We start from the raw sequence: 20379 nt of genomic DNA on the forward strand, positions 1-20379 counted from the left end.
TCTAGGTCCCTGAGTCTTCTCTAGGTCCCTGAGCCTTCTCTAGGTCCCTGAGCCTGTCGAAGGGTGGGGGACGCTTCGACAAGCTCAGCGACCCGGCCGTGGTCCCTGAGCCTGTCGAAGGGCGGTCCCTGAGCCTGTCGAAGGGTGGTCCCTGAGCCTGTCGAAGGGTGGTCCCTGAGCCTGTCGAAGGGTCAGCCGATCGTCAGCAGCTGGTGCCCAGCGGCGACGGTTGTTCCGGCTTCCGCATTGATGTTGCCGACGACGCCGTCTCTGTGCGCCTGCAGCGGCTGTTCCATCTTCATGGCCTCCAGCACGACCACCAGGTCGCCCTTGACGACCTGCTGACCCTCGGCGACGGCGATCTTGACGACTGTCGCCTGCATGGGGGATTTCACTGCGTCGCCAGATGCTCCGGCGTTGGCGGTGGTGGCGTGGCTCCGACGCGCAGGCGGGACGACGGCGGGGCGTCCTGCTGTTCCCGGCGCGACGGCGACGCGATCTGGCAGGCTCACTTCCAGGCGCTTGCCAGAGACCTCGACGACGACGGTGTGCCTGGCGTCTGCCGGTGCTGGCGCTTCGAGTTCTCCGTCCCACGCGGGGATGTCGTTGACGAACTCGGTTTCAATCCAGCGTGTGAAGATGCCGAATTCGCCGTTCTCGGCGGTAAAGGCGGTGTCGCGCACGACCTTGCGGTGGAACGGAATGACGGTGGGAAGCCCCGCGACCTCGAACTCGTCGAGTGCGCGACGAGAGCGCTCCAACGCTTCTGCGCGGTCTTTACCCGTGACGATGATCTTGGCGAGCAGAGAGTCAAACGCTCCAGAGACGGCGTCTCCGGCGGTGACACCGGAGTCGAGGCGCACGCCAGGACCACCGAAGGTCTTGAACACGTGGATCGGACCGGGCTGGGGGAGGAATCCGCGCCCAGGGTCTTCGCCGTTGATGCGGAATTCGATCGAGTGGCCCTGCGGGGTCGGGTCGTCGTAGTCGATGGTGCCTCCGGCGGCGATGCGGAACTGCTCGCGCACCAGGTCGATGCCAGTGACTTCTTCTGAGACGGGGTGTTCGACCTGCAGACGGGTGTTCACCTCAAGGAAGGAGACGGTGCCATCTGCGCCGATCAGAAACTCACAGGTGCCTGCGCCGACGTAACCGACCTCTTTGAGGATCGCTTTGGACGAGGCATACAGCTGAGCGTTCTGCTCGTCGGTCAGGAATGGTGCCGGTGCCTCTTCGACGAGCTTCTGGTGGCGACGCTGCAGGGAGCAGTCGCGTGTGGAAATCACTACGACGTTGCCTTCGGCGTCGGCGAGGCACTGGGTCTCCACGTGGCGTGGCTTGTCGAGGTACTTCTCGACGAAGCACTCGCCGCGCCCAAAGGCGGAGACAGCTTCGCGAGTGGCGGACTCGAACAGCTCGGCGACCTCATCGAGTTCACGCGCGACCTTCAGGCCGCGACCGCCGCCACCATATGCCGCCTTGATGGCGATGGGGAGACCGAACTCTTTGGCAAAGGCAATGACCTCGTCTGCTCCCTCGACCGGACCAGGGGTACCAGGAGCGAGCGGCGCGCCCACCTTTTCAGCCACATGGCGTGCGGTGACCTTGTCGCCGAGGGCCTCGATCGCTTCGGGGGATGGGCCGATCCAGGTCATCCCCGCGTCGGTGATGGCGCGTGCGAACTCGGCGTTTTCGGCCAGGAAGCCGTAGCCAGGGTGCACGGCGTCTGCGCCGGCACGGCGAGCGATCGAGAGAATCTTCTCGATCTGGAGGTACGTCTCGGAGCTGGTGGTCCCGCCGAGGGCATAGGCCTCGTCGGCGAGCCGGGTGTGCATGGCATCCCGGTCTTGATCTGCATAGATGGCAACAGACGCGATTCCCGAGTCTCGGGCGGCGCGAATGATGCGTACGGCGATTTCGCCACGGTTGGCGATGAGAACCTTGGCGATATCAGGCATGGTTGCCAGCCTAGCGAGAAGGCTCGCAATACTTTTGACGACTCTCCACAAGAAAGACGCGAAAACGTGGAGAGGGTCTACGACCACAACTCCGTCCAGCGCACTCCGAGTTCGGCTGCCAGCTTTCGCACGGTCGAGAGCGACATGCCGACGACGGTGGAAGGATCGCCCTCTACGCGGGTGATGAACGCGGCGCCCAGACTGTCGACGGTGAATGCTCCCGCCACATGCAGCGGCTCTCCCGAGGCGACGTAGGCCGCGATCTCGGCGTCGCTCACGTCAGAAGCGAAGGTCACGGATGCTTCGGCGACTGCCGTTGCCTCGGCAGGCTCGTCTCCAGGGGAGACCCGGAACACGGAGTGCCCCGAGTGCAAGATTCCGGTGTGTCCGCGCATCTCCTGCCACCGTCTGGTCGCTTCCTCTGCCGTGTACGGCTTGCCGTAGACCCGGCCTCCGAGGGCAAACATCGAGTCGCCTCCGATGACGAGGCCATCGAAGGATCCCTCCTCCGCAAGGCGATGCGCCACGGCACTGGCCTTCGCGCGGGCAAGCAGTAAGACCAGCTCGGCCGGATCGAGCGGACCGCCTCGCTCCGCTTCCGCGGCAGCGGCGACGGCATCCTCATCCACCTCCGGCGACGCGGTGAGAGGTTCGATTCCCGCCTGTCGGAGCAGCATGAGGCGGGCTGGGGAGGTGGAGGCGAGGCAGACACGCATGTTCACCACCGTATCCTCGAAGAATGACTTCCTCCCCAGCCGACGTGCTCGAACTTGACATCACCGGCATTGCGCACGGGGGTACCTTCATTGCCCGCCACGAGGGACGTGTGGTGTTCGTCTCCGATGCGATCCCAGGTGAGCGCGTGCGCGCACGTGTGATCCCGCCGCAGGAAGGAGCAGACGCGTCCACTCGTAGCTTCTGGCGGGCGGAAACGATCGAGGTACTCGATGCGTCTGAACATCGTCGTCCGCACGTGTGGCCGGAGGCGGATGTCTCCAACGACCCTGCCGATCGGCCCGGCGGCGCTGACCTCGGTCATATCGATCTTGACCACCAGCGTGCACTCAAACGACAGGTGCTGGCCGAAGCACTTGACCGCTTTGCCGGTGAAGGACTTGAGGCTCCAGAAATCGAGTCCGTCGAGTCCGGCGACGGTCTCGGCTGGCGCACCCGCGTCACACTGCACGTCGGGGAAAACGGAGAAGTGGGTCCTTTCGCTGCCCGTAGTCACCGCGTGATCCCTGTCACTTCACACCCGCTCGCACGCCCGGCTATCGCCGAGGCAACTCTCGCGTTGCAGGGCGAGGCACCAGGGCGCATCGAGCTTGTGGAGCCGGCAGACGGAAAGGTGCGCGTCATTCGGCGTGAAGAAACCGCACGTCCCGCCAAGGTCGCCCGTGGATTCCGCCGCAGGCCGACGCCCGAGGTCATTCACGAAGTTGTTAATAGCCGGCGGTTTGAGGTTGACGCCACTGGCTTCTGGCAGGTGCATCCCCGGGCTGCTTCGGTCTTGGATGCTGCGGTGTACGGCATCCTCGATGGACACGTCGATGAAGACAAAACGCACCTCGACCTCTATGGGGGAGTCGGATTGTTCGCCGCCACCCTCGCTGACCTCGGTGGTACCGACATTGTGACCGTGGAATCCAGTGCACGTGCTACTGAGCACGCCGCAGCCAACCTCGCCCCGCTCGAGGTCAAAGCGGTGACGGCGCGCGTTGATCGCTTCCTGTCCACCAACGCCGGTGCTGGTCGCACGGGGGCTGTTGTGCTCGATCCGCCTCGAGCGGGCGCAGGGCGTCAGGTTGTCGAGGGCGTTCATGCACTAGCCCCAGATGCCATTGCCTACGTGGCCTGTGATCCGGTCGCACTTGCCCGCGACCTCGGCACCTTCCGATCGCTGGGATGGAAGGTCGAGCGTCTCCGCGGCTTCGACCTCTTCCCCCATTCGCACCACTTTGAGGTCGTTGCGCTGCTCACGCGCTCCTAGATTCTCCGGTTTTCGAGGCACTCAGTAGGCTGTCCGGATGAGCACGGTCGCACTCATCGACGATCACGAGTCCGTTCGCCTCGGTCTCGAGGCCGCGTGCGCGCGCGATTTGCAGACTGTCGTTTTCTCCGGCAGCACCGTGGCCTCGTACCTCGAGTGGAGAACTGTAAGCGCAGCCGCCTCAGCAGATGTGGTGGTGCTGGACCTTACTCTCGGCGATGGAACCACAGTGACCGAGAACGTCACTTCGCTGATGGATGACGGCGCGAGCGTGGTGATTCACAGTGTTGCCGACCGGCCTGCGGCGGTGCGCGAGGCACTAGCGGCGGGAGCCGCAGGGGTCGTGAGCAAATCGTCTGCCCTCGACGATGTGCTCGATGCGATTCGCACGGTCGCTCAAGGAGAAGCGCTCAACAATGTGGAGTGGGCGAGTGCTGTGGAAGGGGACCGCGAGTTCGCGGACGCGCAGCTCGCCACGCGCGAGCGCGAAGTCCTTCGCCTGTACGCGATGGGGTTGCCGCTGAAGGCAGTCGCCGAGCACCTCGGCGTCGCGTACTCCACTGCCAAAGAGAACATCACCCGCATCCGGGTCAAGTACGTAGAAGTCGGACGCCCAGCACCCACAAAAGTCGATTTGTTGCGCAGAGCGATTGAAGACGGGATCGTCGCTGCCGACGGGACGACCAGTGTCAGCTGAGCCGCTGAGCATTCGTGACGCCTGGAGCAAGATTCCATCTCCCGACAGCACGGAAACCGCATCTGAGCGTTTTACAGCCAAACGGATGGAACGCATCCTGGCGATCGTTGCGGCGGTCGGCTCCGCCGTTCTCGGCGCGCAGGCTCTGATCGCAGCGATGGCGCCGCTGCCCACCGCGAATTTCGCCCATCTCGCCATGGTCTTCGTGGTCTTTGTTCCTCTCGCGGCAATGTTGCTTGCCTGTTTGACTGGCCGTGCAGTGCGCACCTTTTCTGGCATTTTTGCCGTGGTCTATTTGGCTGCCTTGAGTGCGTGGCCTGCGGTGGTCGACGCCTCAGGTAAAGGCGCGGCCGGACAGCCCTGGATCTTCTTTCTCGTCAACGTTGGCGTCGTCGCGGCGATGCTCGCTTTCCCGCTTTGGCTCCAATTTGCGTGGGTTGCCGTGATGCCCTTCGTCTACGGATATGTGCGGCTTGTTGAGGGAGGGTTCTCGCGGGGATTCTGGGTGACGACCGCGTTTGATGTGTCTTTCACGCTCATTTTGGGGTTCGTGATCGTCTCGCTCGGCTGGATGTTCCGCTCGGTCGCTGCAGGGGTAGACGAGGCCAGGGGGCAGGCGGTGGCCTCTTACGCCGGTGCCGCCGCGACAGCCGCTGCCGAAGAAGAGCGGTCCACGATGTCGGCGCTCATGCACGACAGCGTGTTGGCCGCACTGATCGCTGCCGAGCGTGCAGAAGGTGAACGGGCTCAGGAGCTGGCTGTCGCGATGGCACGAGAGGCCCTCACCCGACTGGCGAACACCGAGGCTGCTGTCGCTCAGGAGGGGAGCGACGAACCGGTAGCGCTGGGGCAGATCGTTGCGGAGCTTCGTCGAGCTTTGTCGGAGTCCGGGGCGGACGCCATCGTCGAAAAACGCGGGGACAGCAGCGTGATCCCTGGGCGCGTCGCCAGGGCGCTGGTGTTGGCTGCACGTCAGGCGATCGGCAACTCTGTCGCGCACGCCAACGGTCGTGGACTGCACATCATGGCCATTGGGCACGGCGACGAGGGCGTCAGCGTGAGCGTTTCTGATTCGGGGCCCGGCTTCGACATGGCAACGATCGGGGCCGACCGGCTCGGAATTCGCGCCTCGATCCTCGCCAGAATGGCCGGGGTGGCTGGCACAGCCACGATTGACTCGAATGCTCGTGGCACGACCGTCACTCTGGCGTGGAGGCCCTCATGAACCGCACAGTGCGCAGTGTCGCTACGTCGCTGGCCGTCGGGTTCGCGCTCTACTTCGTCGCCAGAGGTATCTGGTGGATAGAGCAGCCCTCTGCACCCTTGCTGATGGTCCTGGCGTTGGTTATTTACCTCGTCGGCGTGAACCTGGCGATCCTTGGCGATGGTGCTTAGGTGCGGATGCCGCTGTGGGCGGCGATTTTTGCGTTAGTGGTGAGCATTGCAGTTCCGCCGCTGGTGACGCTGTCACTCGACGCTATTGACCGCACAGCACCATTCGCCACCTGGTACATCGGTGCCCTGGGTCTGCTCAGCGTCGTCTGCATCGTGCGGAGGCGGCCGGTGATCGGGTGGCTGACGCTTGTTGCCCTGGTCGCGTTAGCGTCGATTTCTCTGGGGTTCACCGTGGCGCTCAACCTGGGCCTGGTCGGCTCCGTTATGTGGGTTGTTGTCGCTCGACTGTTGGTTTTGTTTTGGGATCGAGCGGTGCGCGACACCGAGCGGCTTGCGGGCATCCAACAGGCGGTATCCGCTTGGCATGCGACCCAGCGCGTGCGTCAGCGTGAGCGTCGCCTACGGACGCAGTTTGCCCTGGCCGTAGCAGGGCCGGTGCTGAGCCAGGTGGTGGCTGTACGCGGCGCCTTGAGTGATGAAGAGAAGGCGGAGGCGCGCCTCGCTGAGGGGCGGCTCCGGGATGAGCTTCGTGGTGCGGATCTGCTCAACGACGCCGTGCGAGACGCGATCGAAGCGGCACGACGACGCGGCGCTGTGGTGACGGTGTTCGATGAGGGAGGCTTCGACGGCATCGACGAGGCGCGACGCGGCGAGATCCGCGACGAGCTCGCTGCCGTGCTTGTTCGTGCACAGGCATCACGTCTCATCATCCGTTCCGCGCAGGATGCTCGCGTCGCTGTCACGGTGGTGGGGCGGGCCAGCGTGCGCTCATCTGGTGACGATGACGCGGTAGACCTCTGGCATGAGATTCCACGATGATGCCGGGCGCGCACACAGCGAGAAAAGGAAGTGGCGAGGGGCGGCTAGTCTGCCAGCCCCTCGCCGTGCGGACAGTTACCCGAAAACCATCCGCTGGTGACCGATCAGCGTCTGCCTACCCTGGGACAGAGAGACCAGCCGAACGCGAAGCGTCTCTCATAGTCTGACTGCTGGAATTGATGTTGTCTGTAGGTATTTTGGGGGACAAGACTTCGACCAGAGATAGGGGATCATTAGACGATGGGCATGCGTCGAGGTACCAACCTGCCGCGAATGGGCGACTTCAATCAGTCTGTGATTTTGGAAGCCATTCGGCAGTCCGCTGAGGGTTTGAGTCGGATTGAGCTAGCGGCGGCGACAGGACTGTCAGCACAGACGGTCACAAACATCACCAGAAGACTCCTCGATGGGGGGTATATTCGCGAGGCAGAGCGCACCATCAACGGTCCTGGGAAGCCGCGGGTCACCCTGCGACTCATCGCTGACAGCCGTTTTGCTGTGGGGGTGCACCTTGACCCCACGCTGATGACGTTTGTGTTGCTCGATCTGTCTGGTGCCGTCGTGCGCCGCACGAGCGTGCGCACTCCGACGGTCGCCCCTGAGCAGATCGTCGAGGCGATGGCATCGTCGGTGGAGAGTCTGATTTCAGGTTCCGGGGTGACCCGCGAGCGAATTGCAGGGATCGGTCTCGCCGCTCCTGGCCCGCTCGACCCGAAGCTGGGCACCGTTATCGATCCGCCGAAGCTGCTGGGGTGGCACCGCGTGCCTCTCCGCGGCGCGCTCGAGGAGGCAACCGGTTTGCCGGTGGTCTTGGAGAAAGACACCACAGCGGCCGCCGTAGGAGAGCTCTGGACGCGGCAAGAGTCCGCCGATGACTCATTCGTGTTCGTCTACATCGGAACAGGCATTGGAGCCTCACTGGTGCGCTACGGCGAGGCGGTCAAGGGAAGCACACGAAACGTCGGTGAGGTGGGACACATCATCGTGAACCCGGATGGCCCCGTGTGTTCATGCGGCTATCGCGGATGCGTAGAGGTCGTGTGCACGCCGCAGGCCATTGTCGAGTCCGCTGAGCGGCTAGGCGTCTTTACTGAGGCGCAGGAAGATACTGACGCGGCGACTATCGACGCCCGTTTTACTGAACTGTGTGAGCGTGCGGCGGCAGGGGACGCGCTCGCCGCGTCTGCACTGCAGCAAGCAGCAGCGGACATGTCGGTGCTGGTCGCTGTGCTGACGAACATCCTGGACGTCGATCGCGTGGTCTTCGGTGGGCCATTTTGGTCCCGGCTCTCCGATGTCTACCTGCGCGAGATTCCTGACCTGCTGGATCGCGCAAGTGCGACGCGGGCCGTACGTACTTTGCCTGTTCACGGCACAGTAGTCGGTGATGACGTCGGAGCCGTTGGTGCCGGTTGCGCGGTACTCGATGTGGTTTTGAGTCCTCGTGCCTCAGACCTCTTGCTGGAGGGCTAGACGAGCCGCATTCAGCCCGAGAACCGTCCCCACGCGATGTCGCGCCGCAGTGGACGGCGAATCGGGCGTTGCGTGCGCGTCCATGCAGACACAACAGGCTCTTCGGCGACCGCGTCTGCGGCCTCTGAAGAGTAGGCCTCGCTGATCACGGCGATAAGGGCGGCAAGTTCCTCTTCTGTTGCCGACCCTCGAGTGATGTCGAGCATCGGCGCATCGTCGCCTGACATCCCGCTCTCTCTGCTGTCCTCGGTCACAGTGGGATGTTCCCGTGCTTCTTCGGAGGGAGCTCTGCACGCTTCCCGCGAAGCGCGCGCAGCGCCTTTGCGATCGAGACACGTGTGTTCGCCGGCTCGATGATGCCATCGAGCTCGCCTCGCTCCGCCGCGAGGAAAGGTGATGCCACGTTGTAGGTGTATTCGTTGGCGAGCCGCGTACGCACAGCAGCGACGTCTTCGCCAGCTTCTTCGGCCTTCTTGATCTCGCCGCGATACAGGATGTTGACCGCACCCTGACCACCCATGACGGCGATCTCTGCGGTCGGCCATGCGAGGTTCACGTCGGCGCCGAGCTGCTTGGAACCCATCACGATGTACGCGCCGCCGTATGCCTTTCGCAAGATAACGGTGACCAAAGGCACTGTCGCTTCTGCGTAGGCGTAAAGGAGCTTCGCACCGCGGCGAATCACACCCGTCCATTCCTGGTCGGTGCCAGGCAGGTACCCAGGCACGTCGACGAGGGTGACGATGGGGATGGAGAAGGCGTCGCAGAATCGCACGAAGCGGCTTGCCTTCTCGCCAGCCTCGATGTTCAAGGTGCCGGCCATCTGTGATGGCTGGTTGGCGATGATGCCAACGGAGCGACCTTCGACGCGTCCGAAGCCGATCACAATGTTCGGGGCGAACAGCGGCTGCACCTCAAGGAAATCGCCCTCGTCGACCACATGCTCAATCACCGTGTGGATGTCGTACGGCTGGTTGGTCGAGTCGGGAACGATTGTGTTGAGTGTGCGGTCGGCGTCGGTTGTCTCGAACTCGAACGTGCTCTCGTAAGAGGGCAGCTCTGCCATGTTGTTGTCAGGCAAGAAACTGAGGAGCGTGCGCGCGTAATCGATCGCGTCGTCTTCGTCTTCTGCGAGGTAGTGGGCGACACCGGAGCGCGTGTTGTGGGTGTACGCGCCGCCGAGCTCTTCCATCCCTACGTCTTCACCCGTGACTGTCTTGATGACGTCAGGGCCCGTGACGAACATCTGGCTGGTCTTATCGACCATGATGACGAAGTCGGTGAGCGCGGGGGAGTACACAGCGCCACCTGCAGCAGGGCCCATAATGATCGAGATCTGCGGGATGACGCCGGAAGCGCGGGTGTTGAGGCGGAAGATCTCGCCGTACTTTCCGAGCGCGACGACACCCTCTTGAATGCGCGCACCGCCCGAATCGAGAATTCCGATGCAGGGCATCCCGCCAGCGAGCGCGAATTCCATCACCTTGATGATCTTTTCGCCCGCAACCTCGCCCAGCGATCCACCGAAGGTCGAAAAGTCCTGCGAGTACACCGCAACGGTGCGTCCGTTGATTGTGCCAACGCCAGTGACCACAGAGTCACCGTACGGACGAGAGCGGTCCATACCGAACGCCGTGGTGCGGTGGCGCACGTACTCATCGAATTCGACGAAGCTGCCGGGATCGACAAGAAGCTCGATGCGCTCGCGGGCGGTCATCTTGCCCTTGGCGTGCTGCTTCTCCTTCGCCTTCGCTTCCGCGTCGACGACGGCTTCGGTGTAGCGAGCGCGCAGATCCGCGATCTTGCCGGCAGTGGTATAAAGGTCGGGCTTGTCCGTCACGGATTCCACCCTATCGTCGGCTCGGCCTCGACTGTTGGATGCTTGGCACAACGGGGTGGCTGATCCTTTGGTCAAGTCAGCGAGGTGCGGTCACTTCTCGAGGTCGCTCTGTCCCAGAGCCTGCTCCGCCTTGTGGGAGCGTCGTGCGGAGAGAACTTTATGTCCAGCCCATTCGACCGCTCGCACGGTGGATCCTGCGGCGCCAGTGACCGCATTACCGGCGTACCTGGCTCCTCGCAGCATCTTGAATTCGAGTTTTTCGCTGCCTGGAACAGGCTCGAGCTCGATGGGGAGATCGATTGGCGCCATGCCGAACGCGCGGTGCGAGGTGGTGAGTACCCTGCGTCCGAGTATGTGGTTGCCTGCGCCGCCGATAGCCGCGCCAATCCCGAACGGCAGCGCCTTTCCAATGATCGATGCTCCGCCTCTTGTTGCGAACTGCTTCACGAACATGCTCTTCAACTGGTCCACGAGGGGCCCGACTGCTGCGCGCGGTAGTGATTTGGTGACGAGCTCACCCCAGTAGGCCGATCTGGTGCCCGACCGACCAGCGGCCTGCCCAGCGAGTTGTCCGACCAGATCAACTCCTTCTTTACCGAGCATCAGCGTCATGACCAGCGCTCTGGCGCGGTCAGGGTTGGCGACCGCGATTCCGTGTACTTCGGCCACGGACTGCGCGAACAGGGCTGTGGATTCCACGAAACCCACGGTCTCTACGCCCGAGAGCGCGAGCGTCACCCCGGTACCAATCCCTGGAACCACCGCTGTCGCTCCTACCGCCGCGCCACCGGTCGTCACTGCCGCCAGATAGCGCCGTTCTAGTACTCGGATTATCTCGGTCGGTGAAGCTTGCGGGTTGCGCAACCGGATGCTGCGGATGTGAGCTAACACCAACGGGCGCTGGATAGCGAGCACCCTGTCGAGCCCCCGCACCATCATCGGATGCTCTGAGGAACCGACGGGTGGTACCTCTTTATCCCACGGAGCATCGTCGGGGAGGGAGTGAATCTTGTGCACCTTGGAGGCCATGCTGCGATCTTATGGAGCGAGTCCGCGAAAACGCCGAAAGCCCGGCTCCTCGCGGAGCCGGGCTTTCGTGCGGTGCAAGCTAGACGAACAGGTTCGCCCGCTCAAGGTCTTCTGCAAAGTCGACCTCTACTGCATACAGGTCAGAGACATCCATCGGCTCGAGGAGCAGGCCGTCTTCGGCGATCGCAAGCTCAAGGCCGCGTTCGAAGTAGTCCTGGTCGCCGACCCGCTGCAACTGGCGCATGAAGGCCTTCTTGTTTGCGGAGGAGATGTAGTTGATGCCCACGGCTTCGCCGAGTCCACCCTTGACGGTCTTGGACAGCTCGTTGATGAAGCCCTCGGCCGTAACCGTGTACTTCACCTCTTCATCGCTGACCTTTGAAGTGTTGACCGTCACGAAAGACTGATCACGCTCGATGTACTCCAGCGCACGCCCGAGAATCATCGGGTCGAAGACAACGTCGCCGTTCATCCAGAGAACGCCGCTACGCCCGGTCGCGCCGAGGGCACGGAGGAGGCTCTTCGAGGTGTTCGTCTCGTCGTAACGCTCGTTGTGTACGTAGTTCACCTGAGGGAAAGCATCGATGATCGTTTCGGCGCGGTAGCCGACGACTGTGGTGATTCGGGCGCTTGAGCCAAAGGCTGCGCGGATGTTGTCGTGCTGCTGGCCCATGATCGTGCGGCCGTCGCTCAGTTCGGTGAGCGGCTTCGGCAGCGCTCGGCCGAGGCGCGAGCCCATGCCAGCGGCGAGAATGACGGTCTGAAGAGTCACGAGTGCTCCTAAAGGAAGTTGTGTTCACGGTCGATTAACCGACCAGACACTTCGTCGTGCCGTTTTCTATGGTAGCGATTTCGCCTGAGAAGTCATCGGCTGGATGCCCCCGTTGCCGTTTCGTGATCGAGTGCACACCAGACGTCCAGGTTCGCACACGGATCGCACTCGCGCTCGAGGTGCGTAATTTAGCGGAAGTTTGTTGCGTTGCGACCTTCGCTCAGGCCAAGCGGTTGATACCTTAGGTAGGTGACTGCCTCCCCTGACGACCGCACCGACCAGGTGGACGAAACCGAGACCGCGCCTGAGACGACGGCGCAGCGCGAGCCTGCGAAGAAGACGGCAGCGAAGAAGCCAGCATCCAAAGCGGCCGCGGCGAAGAAGCCCACACCGGCTAAACGCCCAACTGCGAAGTCGACTACCGCGAAGTCGACATCTACAAAGGCAGGGTCGCTCAGGGCCGCCGCTGATCAGGCGGCGACCACTCCGGAGGTCGTCATTGAGCCTCTGACGAAAGCTGTTGCCGCACGCAGTAGCGCAACGAAGAGCACGACAGAGACAGATAAAGCAGCCGTCGTGGCCGCGGCAGCGAAGTCGTCAGCGAGCAAACCTGCTACGGCGAAGAAGACAGCCGCCTCGAAGACGACGGCGGCGAAGACCGCGGCGGCGAAGTCGACGGCTTCCAAGACGGCGGCGTCGAAGGCGACAGCTTCCACGGCAGCGGCGGCAAAGGCCGCGACCGCAAAAACGGCCGCCGAAAAGACCGCAGCGGCTAAATCGACAGCGCGCGCTGCCTCAGCGAAAACGACGTCGACAAAGACTGCAGCCGCAGCAAAAGCCGCCGCGACGAAGGCTGCAGCGGCTCGAGCAGCGAAAGAAGAAGCCGAACGCAAAGCATTAGAAGAGCAAGCTACGGCGAGTGACGTAGTTGAGGACAGTGAAGTAGTTACCGACAGTGAAGTAGCTACAGACAGTGAAGTAGCCACAGACAGTGAGGTAGTTGCGGACAGCGAAGTCGCTGCTACCGACATTGCGGTCACTGACGAAGTTGCGGGCGATACCGATCAAGCGGAAGAGATCGAGGCGTCAGCGGAGCAGGCCGAGCCAGTCCCAGAAGTTCTCATCGGCGTTGAGGCGGCGACGGGTAGCGAGGCACTCACCATTCGCGGTCTCGTGAAGCAGTTTGGAGACAACCGCGCGGTTGACGGCATCAACCTGACTGTTCCGGCAGGTTCGTTTTACGGTGTCGTCGGTCCCAACGGCGCGGGTAAAACAACCACACTGTCGATCGTCGCCGGTCTTCTCCGTGCAGACGAGGGAAGTGTGGTGATCTGCGGTGTCGATCAGGCGGCGAGGCCGCAGGCCGCTAAGCGACTGATGGGCGTGCTCCCAGACCGGTTACGTACCTTCGACCGGCTCACAGGCCGCCAGCTTCTGTATTATTACGGCCTTCTCAGGGGGCTTGCCGCCGACGTCATCGAGAAGCGCGCCGCTGATCTGGCTCGTGCTTTCGACCTCGGTGACGCTTTGAGCAGAGTGGTATCGGACTACTCCGCCGGTATGACGAAGAAGATCATGCTCGCCGGAGCGATGATCCATTCGCCTCGCGTGCTGGTGCTCGATGAGCCATTTGAGTCTGTCGATCCGGTGTCGTCCGCCGTCATCCTCGATATTCTGCGGGCCTATGTGTCGCACGGCGGCACCGTCATCCTTTCGAGCCACGGTATGGATCTGGTGGAACGCGTCTGTTCTCGAGTCGCGATCATCGTCGGTGGTGAAGTGCTTGCTGAGGGAACCATTGAAGAGGTGCGCGCGGGGCAGACCCTCGAGGCGCGCTTCGTTGAACTTGCCGGTTCCACCGGAGAGGTAGAGGGACTCGAGTGGCTGCACACATTCTCCGACTGAGGGCTGCGCTTCTCGTAGGCTCGCTGCGCGGCGAACGTCGCGGTCGCACCATCCTCGGCTTCGCTCTGATCATTGCCGTCACTGTCGCGGTGTGCCTCGCCGTGTTCAGTCTTGCGGATGCTCCTGTCCCTGTGGCGCGGGCGGTCACTGTTCTCGGCGCTGCCGCGCTGATGCTCGGCTTCTTAGTTGGCCCGATTCTGGTGGGGGCTTCAGATCAGCTCGACCCACGACGGTTCGCGGTATTCGGCGTCGATGAGCGACAGATGCCGTGGATGCTCACGCTTGCTGCTTTCGTAAGCGTGCCCAGCCTCGCGCTCCTTGCCGTGTACATCAGCTTCTGCATTGTCGCCATCAACGCGGGAACCCCGTGGCCTCTCGCCATTTTGATGACCGTCATCGGTGTGATCACAACCGTTCTCACCTCAAGAATCGGTATGGCGGTGAACGCGCTGGTGCTCCCAGAACGCCGTTCGCGAGAACTCACCGCCCTCTTCGCTCTCGCGGTACTCGTGATCGCCTTTCCGGTAGCGGTGTTCTTCGGTTCGCAGCGTTGGGATGGCTTGGTACCAGACTCGATCGCTACTCTGACAACGTTCTTCGGGTTCAGTCCCCTCGCCGCTGCTCCCGCTTTTCTCTTCGCGGCGGCCGCAGGCCAAACGGCCTCGGCGTGGACGAGTGCGGTCATTGCGGTGCTCACCGTCGGGTTGCTTTGGGTGGTCTGGGCTTGGCTCGTTCGCCGCCTCCTCACGACGACGGAGCGCCCTGCCGCTTCACGAGAGCGCACCGGTCTCGGGTGGTTCGGTCTGCTCCCCTCGAACGCATTTGGTGCGATTGCATCGCGGAGCCTCGTTTACTGGCTTCGGGATCGTCGTTACATCATGAACATCATCGTGGTGCCGGTAGCTGGCTTGCTTACGGTGTTGCCGCTGATGGTTGCCGGCGTTCCTCTCGAATATGCCGCGCTGGTGCCCGTGCCGGTGATGGCGCTGTTCTTTGGCTGGCTTCCGCACAACGACGTTGCATACGACTCGACTGCATTGTGGACGCACGTCGCCAGCGGAGTCCGTGGCCTTCCTGACCGGCTGGGGCGTCTTGTCCCCGTGCTCTTGGTCGCGATCCCGGTTCTCGCTATCGCTGTTCCGCTCTCGCTTCTCCTGATCGGGAACTGGAGCTTGCTGCTGCCTCTCAGCGGACTCGCGGCGAGCTTGCTCTTCTCCGCGCTTGGGATGTCGAGCATTGTTTCGGTTGTTGCTCCGTACGCGGTATCTCGTCCTGGCGACAGCCCGTTCCAGCAACCACAGCGTGCTGCGTCGCGGGGGACATATGGCCCGGCGGCAACTTTCCTCGGTGCGATGATCTTTAGCGTTCCGACGATCTGGCTGTTTGCGGCGACGATCCTGGAGGGGTCGGCGTTCGCGCCAGCGACCTTCTGGGTGGGACTCCTCGTGGGGCTTCTTGTCTTGATTGCGGGGGCGATCATCGGCGGACGCATCTTTGAGCGCAGCGGCGAGCGGTTGATGGAGTTCGTAGAGACCGCATAACGACCGCCCGCAAGGGGCTTGACGCGGCTAGACTCACGGCATGAGTACTCCGCTGGACAGCCCCGATCAGGGTGGCGTAGCAACGCTTGATCGCGAACTGGAAGAGCTTCTCCGCGAGGAGGGCATTGAGCCGGGAGATCACGAGCGCTTCTCGCACTACGTGAAGAAAGACAAGATCTTAGAATCGGCGATCTCCGGAAAGCCGGTACGCGCACTGTGCGGCAAGAAGTGGACTCCTGGTCGTGACCCAGAAAAGTTCCCTGTGTGCCCGACGTGCAAAGAGATCTACCAGTCGATGGTCAGCTGAGGTCAGTCGGCTTCGAGGTACACGGTAGGAATCGCCGGGTCAGACTTGCTCAGGGCCAGAGCGCGCACCGGAAGCTCTTCCCGCACGCGCATGTGGTGAGCCCGGGCTGCCGCAGTTCCCGCGGCACCCTCGTACGCGCTTTCGATCTCGCCCGCATCAACGAAAGTGACCTGTAGCGCCCGCGCGTCCGGGTGCTGATCGGGGGTGTCGAGGTCTTCGAACCCATCGGAGACGACGATCGTCTCTGATGAGGCAACCCCTTCGGCGAGGGTGCGAAACGCTGCCTTGCGTCCGCCCTGGGAGCCTTTGTCTGCGGACTTTTTCGCGACACCAACCCAAGATCCAGCTGCGTCCTGACGAGCGACAAGCTTGTAGACCATGCTCGCTGTCGGGTAGCCGGATCCTGTCACCACAGACGTGCCGACACCGTAGGCATCAACGGGCGATGCCGCGAGGGCGGCGATTGCGTATTCGTCGAGGTCACTCGTCACCGTGATGCGGGTGTTGACCGCCCCGAGGGAATCGAGTTGCGCTCTTACATCGGCGGCGACAGTCGGGAGATCGCCAGAGTCCACGCGCACGCCCCCCAGCTCGGTGCCCGCAACCCTGATCGCCGTCTCGACGCCAGTGGAGATGTCATAGGTGTCTACGAGCAGGGTGGTGCCCACGCCCATGCTCTCAACCTGTGCCTTGAATGCCTCTTCTTCGGTGTCGTGCAGCAGAGTCCAAGAATGGGCGGCTGTCCCCATTGTGGGAATGCCCCAGCTGCGGCCAGCCTCCAAGTTGCTGGTCGCGCTGAAACCCGCGATGTAGGCCGCGCGAGCGGCAGCAACGGCCGAGCGCTCCTGCGCCCTGCGTGAGCCCATCTCTGCCAGCGGACGCTCGCCTGCCGCGATGCTCATTCTCGATGCGGCTGTGGCGACGGCTGAGTCATGATTCAGAACGCTCAGCGCCAGCGTCTCCAGCACCACTGCATCCGCGAAGCTCCCCTCAACGGTGAGGATAGGGGAGCCGGGAAAATAGAGCTCGCCCTCTCTGTAGCCGCGAACGGTGCCGGTGAAGCGATAGTTCTCGAGGTGCTTCATCGAGGCCGCGTCGACGATCTTCTCGTCTCGCAGGAATCGCAGTTCGTCGTCTCCGAAGCGAAACTCGCGCAGCAACTCAAGGAGGCGTCCGGTACCGGCGACGACACCGAAGCGACGTCCGCCGGAGAGCCGACGTGAGAAGAGCTCGAAAACGCTGGGACGAAAAGCCGTGCCGTCTCTCAGGGAGGCGGCGAGCATCGTCAGCTCGTATCGGTCGGTGAGCAGCGCCGTCGACGTGGTCATGCGCTCAGCTTACTGAGGGTACGGATGACGTCGTGGTGCGCGCGCGGGTAGGCTGGGGAGTCATGAATGACGCACCGATCGGGATCTTCGACTCCGGTGTCGGTGGGCTCACGGTGGCACGAGCCATCCGCGCCCAACTGCCACGTGAGTCGTTCGTCTATATCGGCGACACTGCGCACTCGCCGTATGGCCCGAAACCTATTGCCGATGTGCGGCGGTACTCGCTTGAGGTTCTCGACACGCTCGTTGATCAGGGCGTCAAGATGCTGGTGATCGCCTGCAACACCGCATCTGCCGCGATGCTGCGCGATGCGCGTGAGCGCTACGACGTGCCGGTTGTCGAAGTGATCGGACCCGCCGTCCGCCGCGCCGTGTCGACGACCCGCAACGGCCGCGTCGGTGTCATCGGCACTGTCGGAACGATCGGATCCCGTGCCTACCAAGACATGCTCGAGGTCAACGAGAAGCTGAAGGTCTTTACCGCGGCCTGCCCTCGCTTCGTCGAGTTCGTCGAGGCGGGTATCACCGGCACGCCTGAGGTGCTTGCCGTGGCAGAGGAGTACCTCGCCCCGCTGCGGGAGGCTGACGTTGACACACTTGTGCTCGGTTGTACGCACTACCCCTTCCTGCGCGGAGCTATCAGCTATGTGATGGGGGAGGGCGTCACGCTCGTCTCCAGCGATGACGAGACAGCGGGAGATGTGTACCGCCATTTGGTGCGTGGCGGCCTGGTGGCATCACCAGATGCCACCGCAACCTACGTCTACGAGGCGACAGGCGCCTCCACCGACGACTTCACCGCGTTGGCGAACCGCTTGATGGGCCATGAGGTCCGCGACGTGCAGTTCGTGCAAACCGGTGTCATCACCCTTCCCGATGCCGCCCTTGACGAGACCTCTTACGAATCGCTCTGACCGATTCACCCACCCCAACCCGAGAGAAGCACATGACCGAGACAGTCCGCGTCGACTCCCGTACCCCCGATCAGCTCCGCGAAATCACTATCGAGCGCGGCTGGAGTGCGCAGGCCGAAGGATCAGCTCTGATCAGCTTCGGCGGCACCAAGGTGCTCTGCACGGCATCGTTCACCAACGGCGTGCCTCGTTGGCTTACCGGCAAGGGCAAGGGCTGGGTCACGGCTGAGTACGCCATGCTCCCGCGTGCGACCAACAGTCGCAACGACAGGGAAAGCGTGAAAGGACGCATCGGCGGACGTACCCACGAGATCTCTCGCCTGATCGGACGCGCCCTGCGTGCTGTCGTCGATACCAAGGCGCTGGGGGAGAACACCATCGTGATCGACTGCGACGTTTTGCAAGCAGACGGCGGAACTCGCACGGCAGCTATCACTGGCGCATATGTAGCGCTGGCGGATGCGATCGAGTGGGGACGTGAGAAGAAGTTCATCGGCAAGAACTCCACTCCTTTGCTCGACTCTGTCGCCGCTGTTTCCGTCGGAATCGTCGACGGCGAGCCCATGCTCGACCTGGCATATGTCGAAGACGTGCGCGCAGAGACCGACATGAACATCGTCGTTACAGGGCGCGGACTCTTTGTCGAGGTGCAGGGAACGGCCGAGGGGGCGCCGTTCGACAAGCGTGAACTCGATGCACTGCTCGAACTGGGTGTCGCCGGTTGCGAAGATCTGAAGGGCAAGCAGCTCGCCGCACTGGCAGGGGAGTGACCATGCGAGTGGTGCTCGCGACCCACAATCCTCACAAGGTGGCGGAGTTTCAGCAGATTGTGGCGCAGGCGCGTCCCGATCTCGAGATCGTGGGGTACGACGGCCCAGAGCCAGTGGAAGACGGCGTGACCTTCGCCGAGAACGCGCTCATCAAAGCGCGCGCTGCTGCCGCGCATACCGGACTTCCCGCCGTTGCCGATGACTCTGGCATCTGTGTCGACGTACTTGGCGGCTCGCCCGGAGTGTTCTCTGCCTATTGGGCAGGGCAACGCAAAGATGCAACGGCCAACTTGGAGTTGTTGCTCGATCAGTTGCGCGATGTCGCCGACCCGCATCGGTCAGCGCACTTTATCTCGACGATCGCCCTCGTCCTGCCTGCGGGACGAGAAGAGGTCGTTGAGGGCAAATGGCCTGGGCGCCTTGCACACGAGGCATCAGGCAACGGGGGCTTCGGGTACGACCCGATCTTCGTACCCGATGGCCAGCCAGCGGGACACGAGCGAGCGGTCGGAGATTTCACCGCAGCGGAGAAGCAAGCACAGTCGCATCGCGCGCGCGCCTTCACTCAACTCGTCCCTCTTCTCGCCGACCTCTAACGAGCGATAAGACACTCGCCGGTGAGAGTGGTTCTCGTTACCTTTCCCGACTAGCCGAAATGGCCGTTTGCGGGGTCTCGGCCGGTCTAGCCTGGGGGCATGCACGATCACGCACCCGCTCCAGGCGGCATCCGTTCGGCCAGCAGTCGACGTCTGCTTGCGATCTCTCTTTCGGTAACAGCAAGCGTCATGCTTGTGCAGGTCGTCGGGGCGCTGCTTAGCGGATCGCTGGCGCTGCTGGCGGACGCCGCGCACATGTTCACGGATGCCTCCGGTCTGGTGATCGCGCTGATCGCAGCGACCGTCGCCGCTCGCCCTGCCGATGACAGGCGCACGTTCGGGTACCAGCGTGCTGAGGTGTTCGGGGCGCTCATCAACGCGGTCATCCTGATCGCTCTGGCCACCTGGATTGCCTTTGAGGGTGTGGGACGCCTGCTCAACCCGCAGGATGTCGAGGTTGCTGGCGGTCTGATGATGGTCGTCGCGATCGTCGGTCTCCTTGCTAATGCGGTGTCGATGTGGCTACTGAGCCGCGCTCAGCGCACCAGCATCAACGTGCGCGGTGCCTACCTCGAAGTGATGGGCGACCTGCTCGGTTCGGTAGCCGTCATCGTTGCCGCGGCGATCATCCTCGTGACGGGCTGGATGCCGGCCGATGCGATTGCTTCCCTCTTCATCGCCGCGATGATTCTGCCGCGCGCAATCATGCTGCTGCGCGAAGTTTTCTCTGTGCTGGCGGAGTCCGCGCCGAAAGACACGGAGGTCAGCGAGATTCGTACCCATCTGCTCGCCTACGACGGCGTGGTGGGGGTGCACGACGTGCACGTCTGGCAGCTCACGCGCGGCGCCCCCGTCTTCACCGCTCACGTGATCGTGGAGCCCGCCCTGATGACGGATGGACGATCCGGTGCGTTGCTGTCGGAGATCCAGGCGTGCCTCGCAGACCACTTCGATGTGGAGCACTCTACGTTCCAGATTGAGCCGGCGGAGCAAGCAGACTGCGAGTCATCGCACCACGCGTAGGGGGAAGCGGCTCGTGGCCGTC

Annotated in this window: 20 protein-coding genes; 13 read left to right on the plus strand and 7 right to left on the minus strand. The window is 63.0% G+C overall.

Annotation, left to right across the window (positions count from 1 at the left end; all coding sequences use genetic code 11):
- Nucleotides 1–191: 191 nt before the first annotated feature.
- Both AB0O87_RS13805 and AB0O87_RS13810 read right to left on the minus strand, forming a co-directional pair.
- Complete coding sequence (locus AB0O87_RS13805; RefSeq protein ID WP_363517168.1) at nt 192–1958, minus strand: biotin carboxylase N-terminal domain-containing protein; 1767 nt, start codon at nt 1956–1958, stop codon at nt 192–194.
- A gap of 77 nt (nt 1959–2035) precedes the next feature.
- Nucleotides 2036–2674: a Maf family protein gene (locus AB0O87_RS13810; protein WP_363517413.1), complete on the minus strand. Its 639-nt coding sequence runs from the start codon at nt 2672–2674 to the stop codon at nt 2036–2038.
- 23 nt (nt 2675–2697) lie between these two features.
- Between AB0O87_RS13810 and AB0O87_RS13815 the strand changes: the two genes are divergently transcribed.
- The 6 genes from AB0O87_RS13815 (at nt 2698) to AB0O87_RS13840 (ending at nt 8332) form a co-directional block, all read left to right on the plus strand.
- Entirely contained in the window at nt 2698–3948 is a 1251-nt protein-coding gene (locus tag AB0O87_RS13815; RefSeq protein WP_363517171.1) for a TRAM domain-containing protein, read from the plus strand.
- Nucleotides 3949–3985: 37 nt separating this feature from the next.
- Entirely contained in the window at nt 3986–4645 is a 660-nt protein-coding gene (locus AB0O87_RS13820; protein ID WP_363517174.1) for a response regulator, read from the plus strand.
- Nucleotides 4635–5870, plus strand: a complete 1236-nt coding sequence (locus tag AB0O87_RS13825) for an ATP-binding protein (protein WP_363517177.1) — start codon at nt 4635–4637, stop codon at nt 5868–5870. The genes AB0O87_RS13820 and AB0O87_RS13825 overlap by 11 nt, the downstream gene beginning before the upstream one ends.
- Complete coding sequence (locus AB0O87_RS13830; protein WP_363517180.1) at nt 5867–6040, plus strand: hypothetical protein; 174 nt, start codon at nt 5867–5869, stop codon at nt 6038–6040. The genes AB0O87_RS13825 and AB0O87_RS13830 overlap by 4 nt, the downstream gene beginning before the upstream one ends.
- Nucleotides 6041–6859: a hypothetical protein gene (locus AB0O87_RS13835; RefSeq protein WP_363517183.1), complete on the plus strand. Its 819-nt coding sequence runs from the start codon at nt 6041–6043 to the stop codon at nt 6857–6859.
- A gap of 273 nt (nt 6860–7132) precedes the next feature.
- Nucleotides 7133–8332 carry an ROK family transcriptional regulator gene (locus tag AB0O87_RS13840; protein ID WP_363517416.1) on the plus strand — a complete coding sequence of 400 codons (1200 nt, stop codon included), beginning with the start codon at nt 7133–7135 and terminating at the stop codon, nt 8330–8332.
- Nucleotides 8333–8343: 11 nt separating this feature from the next.
- On the opposite strand, the gene AB0O87_RS13845 is transcribed toward AB0O87_RS13840, so the two are convergent.
- The 4 genes from AB0O87_RS13845 to AB0O87_RS13860 all read right to left on the minus strand — a co-directional run bounded on the left by AB0O87_RS13845 (nt 8344) and on the right by AB0O87_RS13860 (nt 11973).
- Nucleotides 8344–8538, minus strand: a complete 195-nt coding sequence (locus tag AB0O87_RS13845; RefSeq protein WP_363517186.1) for an acyl-CoA carboxylase subunit epsilon — start codon at nt 8536–8538, stop codon at nt 8344–8346.
- Nucleotides 8539–8582: 44 nt separating this feature from the next.
- Nucleotides 8583–10181: an acyl-CoA carboxylase subunit beta gene (locus AB0O87_RS13850; RefSeq protein WP_363517189.1), complete on the minus strand. Its 1599-nt coding sequence runs from the start codon at nt 10179–10181 to the stop codon at nt 8583–8585.
- Between the two features lie 81 nt (nt 10182–10262).
- A complete protein-coding gene (locus AB0O87_RS13855; protein WP_363517192.1) occupies nt 10263–11201 on the minus strand; it encodes a hypothetical protein in 939 nt (312 codons plus the stop codon).
- A 79-nt stretch (nt 11202–11280) separates the two neighbouring features.
- Nucleotides 11281–11973 carry an NTP transferase domain-containing protein gene (locus tag AB0O87_RS13860; protein ID WP_363517195.1) on the minus strand — a complete coding sequence of 231 codons (693 nt, stop codon included), beginning with the start codon at nt 11971–11973 and terminating at the stop codon, nt 11281–11283.
- 249 nt (nt 11974–12222) lie between these two features.
- Here AB0O87_RS13860 and AB0O87_RS13865 point away from each other — a divergent pair, with 249 nt between their 5' ends.
- Genes AB0O87_RS13865 through AB0O87_RS13875 form a run of 3 tightly spaced genes read left to right on the plus strand, consistent with a single transcriptional unit; the run spans nt 12223 to nt 15726 of the window.
- Complete coding sequence (locus AB0O87_RS13865) at nt 12223–13878, plus strand: ATP-binding cassette domain-containing protein (protein WP_363517198.1); 1656 nt, start codon at nt 12223–12225, stop codon at nt 13876–13878.
- Nucleotides 13854–15419, plus strand: a complete 1566-nt coding sequence (locus AB0O87_RS13870) for a hypothetical protein (RefSeq protein WP_363517201.1) — start codon at nt 13854–13856, stop codon at nt 15417–15419. The genes AB0O87_RS13865 and AB0O87_RS13870 overlap by 25 nt, the downstream gene beginning before the upstream one ends.
- A 40-nt stretch (nt 15420–15459) precedes the next feature.
- Nucleotides 15460–15726 (plus strand): DUF3039 domain-containing protein, encoded by a 267-nt coding sequence (locus AB0O87_RS13875; protein WP_363517204.1) that lies wholly within the window; start codon nt 15460–15462, stop codon nt 15724–15726.
- A 2-nt stretch (nt 15727–15728) separates the two neighbouring features.
- Here AB0O87_RS13875 and AB0O87_RS13880 read toward each other — a convergent pair whose 3' ends face one another.
- Nucleotides 15729–17054, minus strand: a complete 1326-nt coding sequence (locus AB0O87_RS13880; protein WP_363517207.1) for a nicotinate phosphoribosyltransferase — start codon at nt 17052–17054, stop codon at nt 15729–15731.
- A gap of 62 nt (nt 17055–17116) precedes the next feature.
- Here AB0O87_RS13880 and murI point away from each other — a divergent pair, with 62 nt between their 5' ends.
- The 4 genes from murI to AB0O87_RS13900 all read left to right on the plus strand — a co-directional run bounded on the left by murI (nt 17117) and on the right by AB0O87_RS13900 (nt 20357).
- Nucleotides 17117–17968 carry a glutamate racemase gene (gene murI / locus AB0O87_RS13885; RefSeq protein ID WP_363517210.1) on the plus strand — a complete coding sequence of 284 codons (852 nt, stop codon included), beginning with the start codon at nt 17117–17119 and terminating at the stop codon, nt 17966–17968.
- A gap of 32 nt (nt 17969–18000) precedes the next feature.
- Nucleotides 18001–18738: a ribonuclease PH gene (gene rph / locus AB0O87_RS13890; RefSeq protein WP_363517213.1), complete on the plus strand. Its 738-nt coding sequence runs from the start codon at nt 18001–18003 to the stop codon at nt 18736–18738.
- A gap of 2 nt (nt 18739–18740) precedes the next feature.
- Nucleotides 18741–19334 carry an RdgB/HAM1 family non-canonical purine NTP pyrophosphatase gene (gene rdgB / locus AB0O87_RS13895; RefSeq protein WP_363517216.1) on the plus strand — a complete coding sequence of 198 codons (594 nt, stop codon included), beginning with the start codon at nt 18741–18743 and terminating at the stop codon, nt 19332–19334.
- Between the two features lie 99 nt (nt 19335–19433).
- Nucleotides 19434–20357 (plus strand): cation diffusion facilitator family transporter, encoded by a 924-nt coding sequence (locus tag AB0O87_RS13900; RefSeq protein ID WP_363517219.1) that lies wholly within the window; start codon nt 19434–19436, stop codon nt 20355–20357.
- The last annotated feature ends 22 nt before the right edge of the window (nt 20358–20379 follow it).

The sequence above is a fragment of the Microbacterium sp. NPDC076768 genome, assembly GCF_040687205.1.
Taxonomy (GTDB): Bacteria; Actinomycetota; Actinomycetes; order Actinomycetales; family Microbacteriaceae; genus Microbacterium.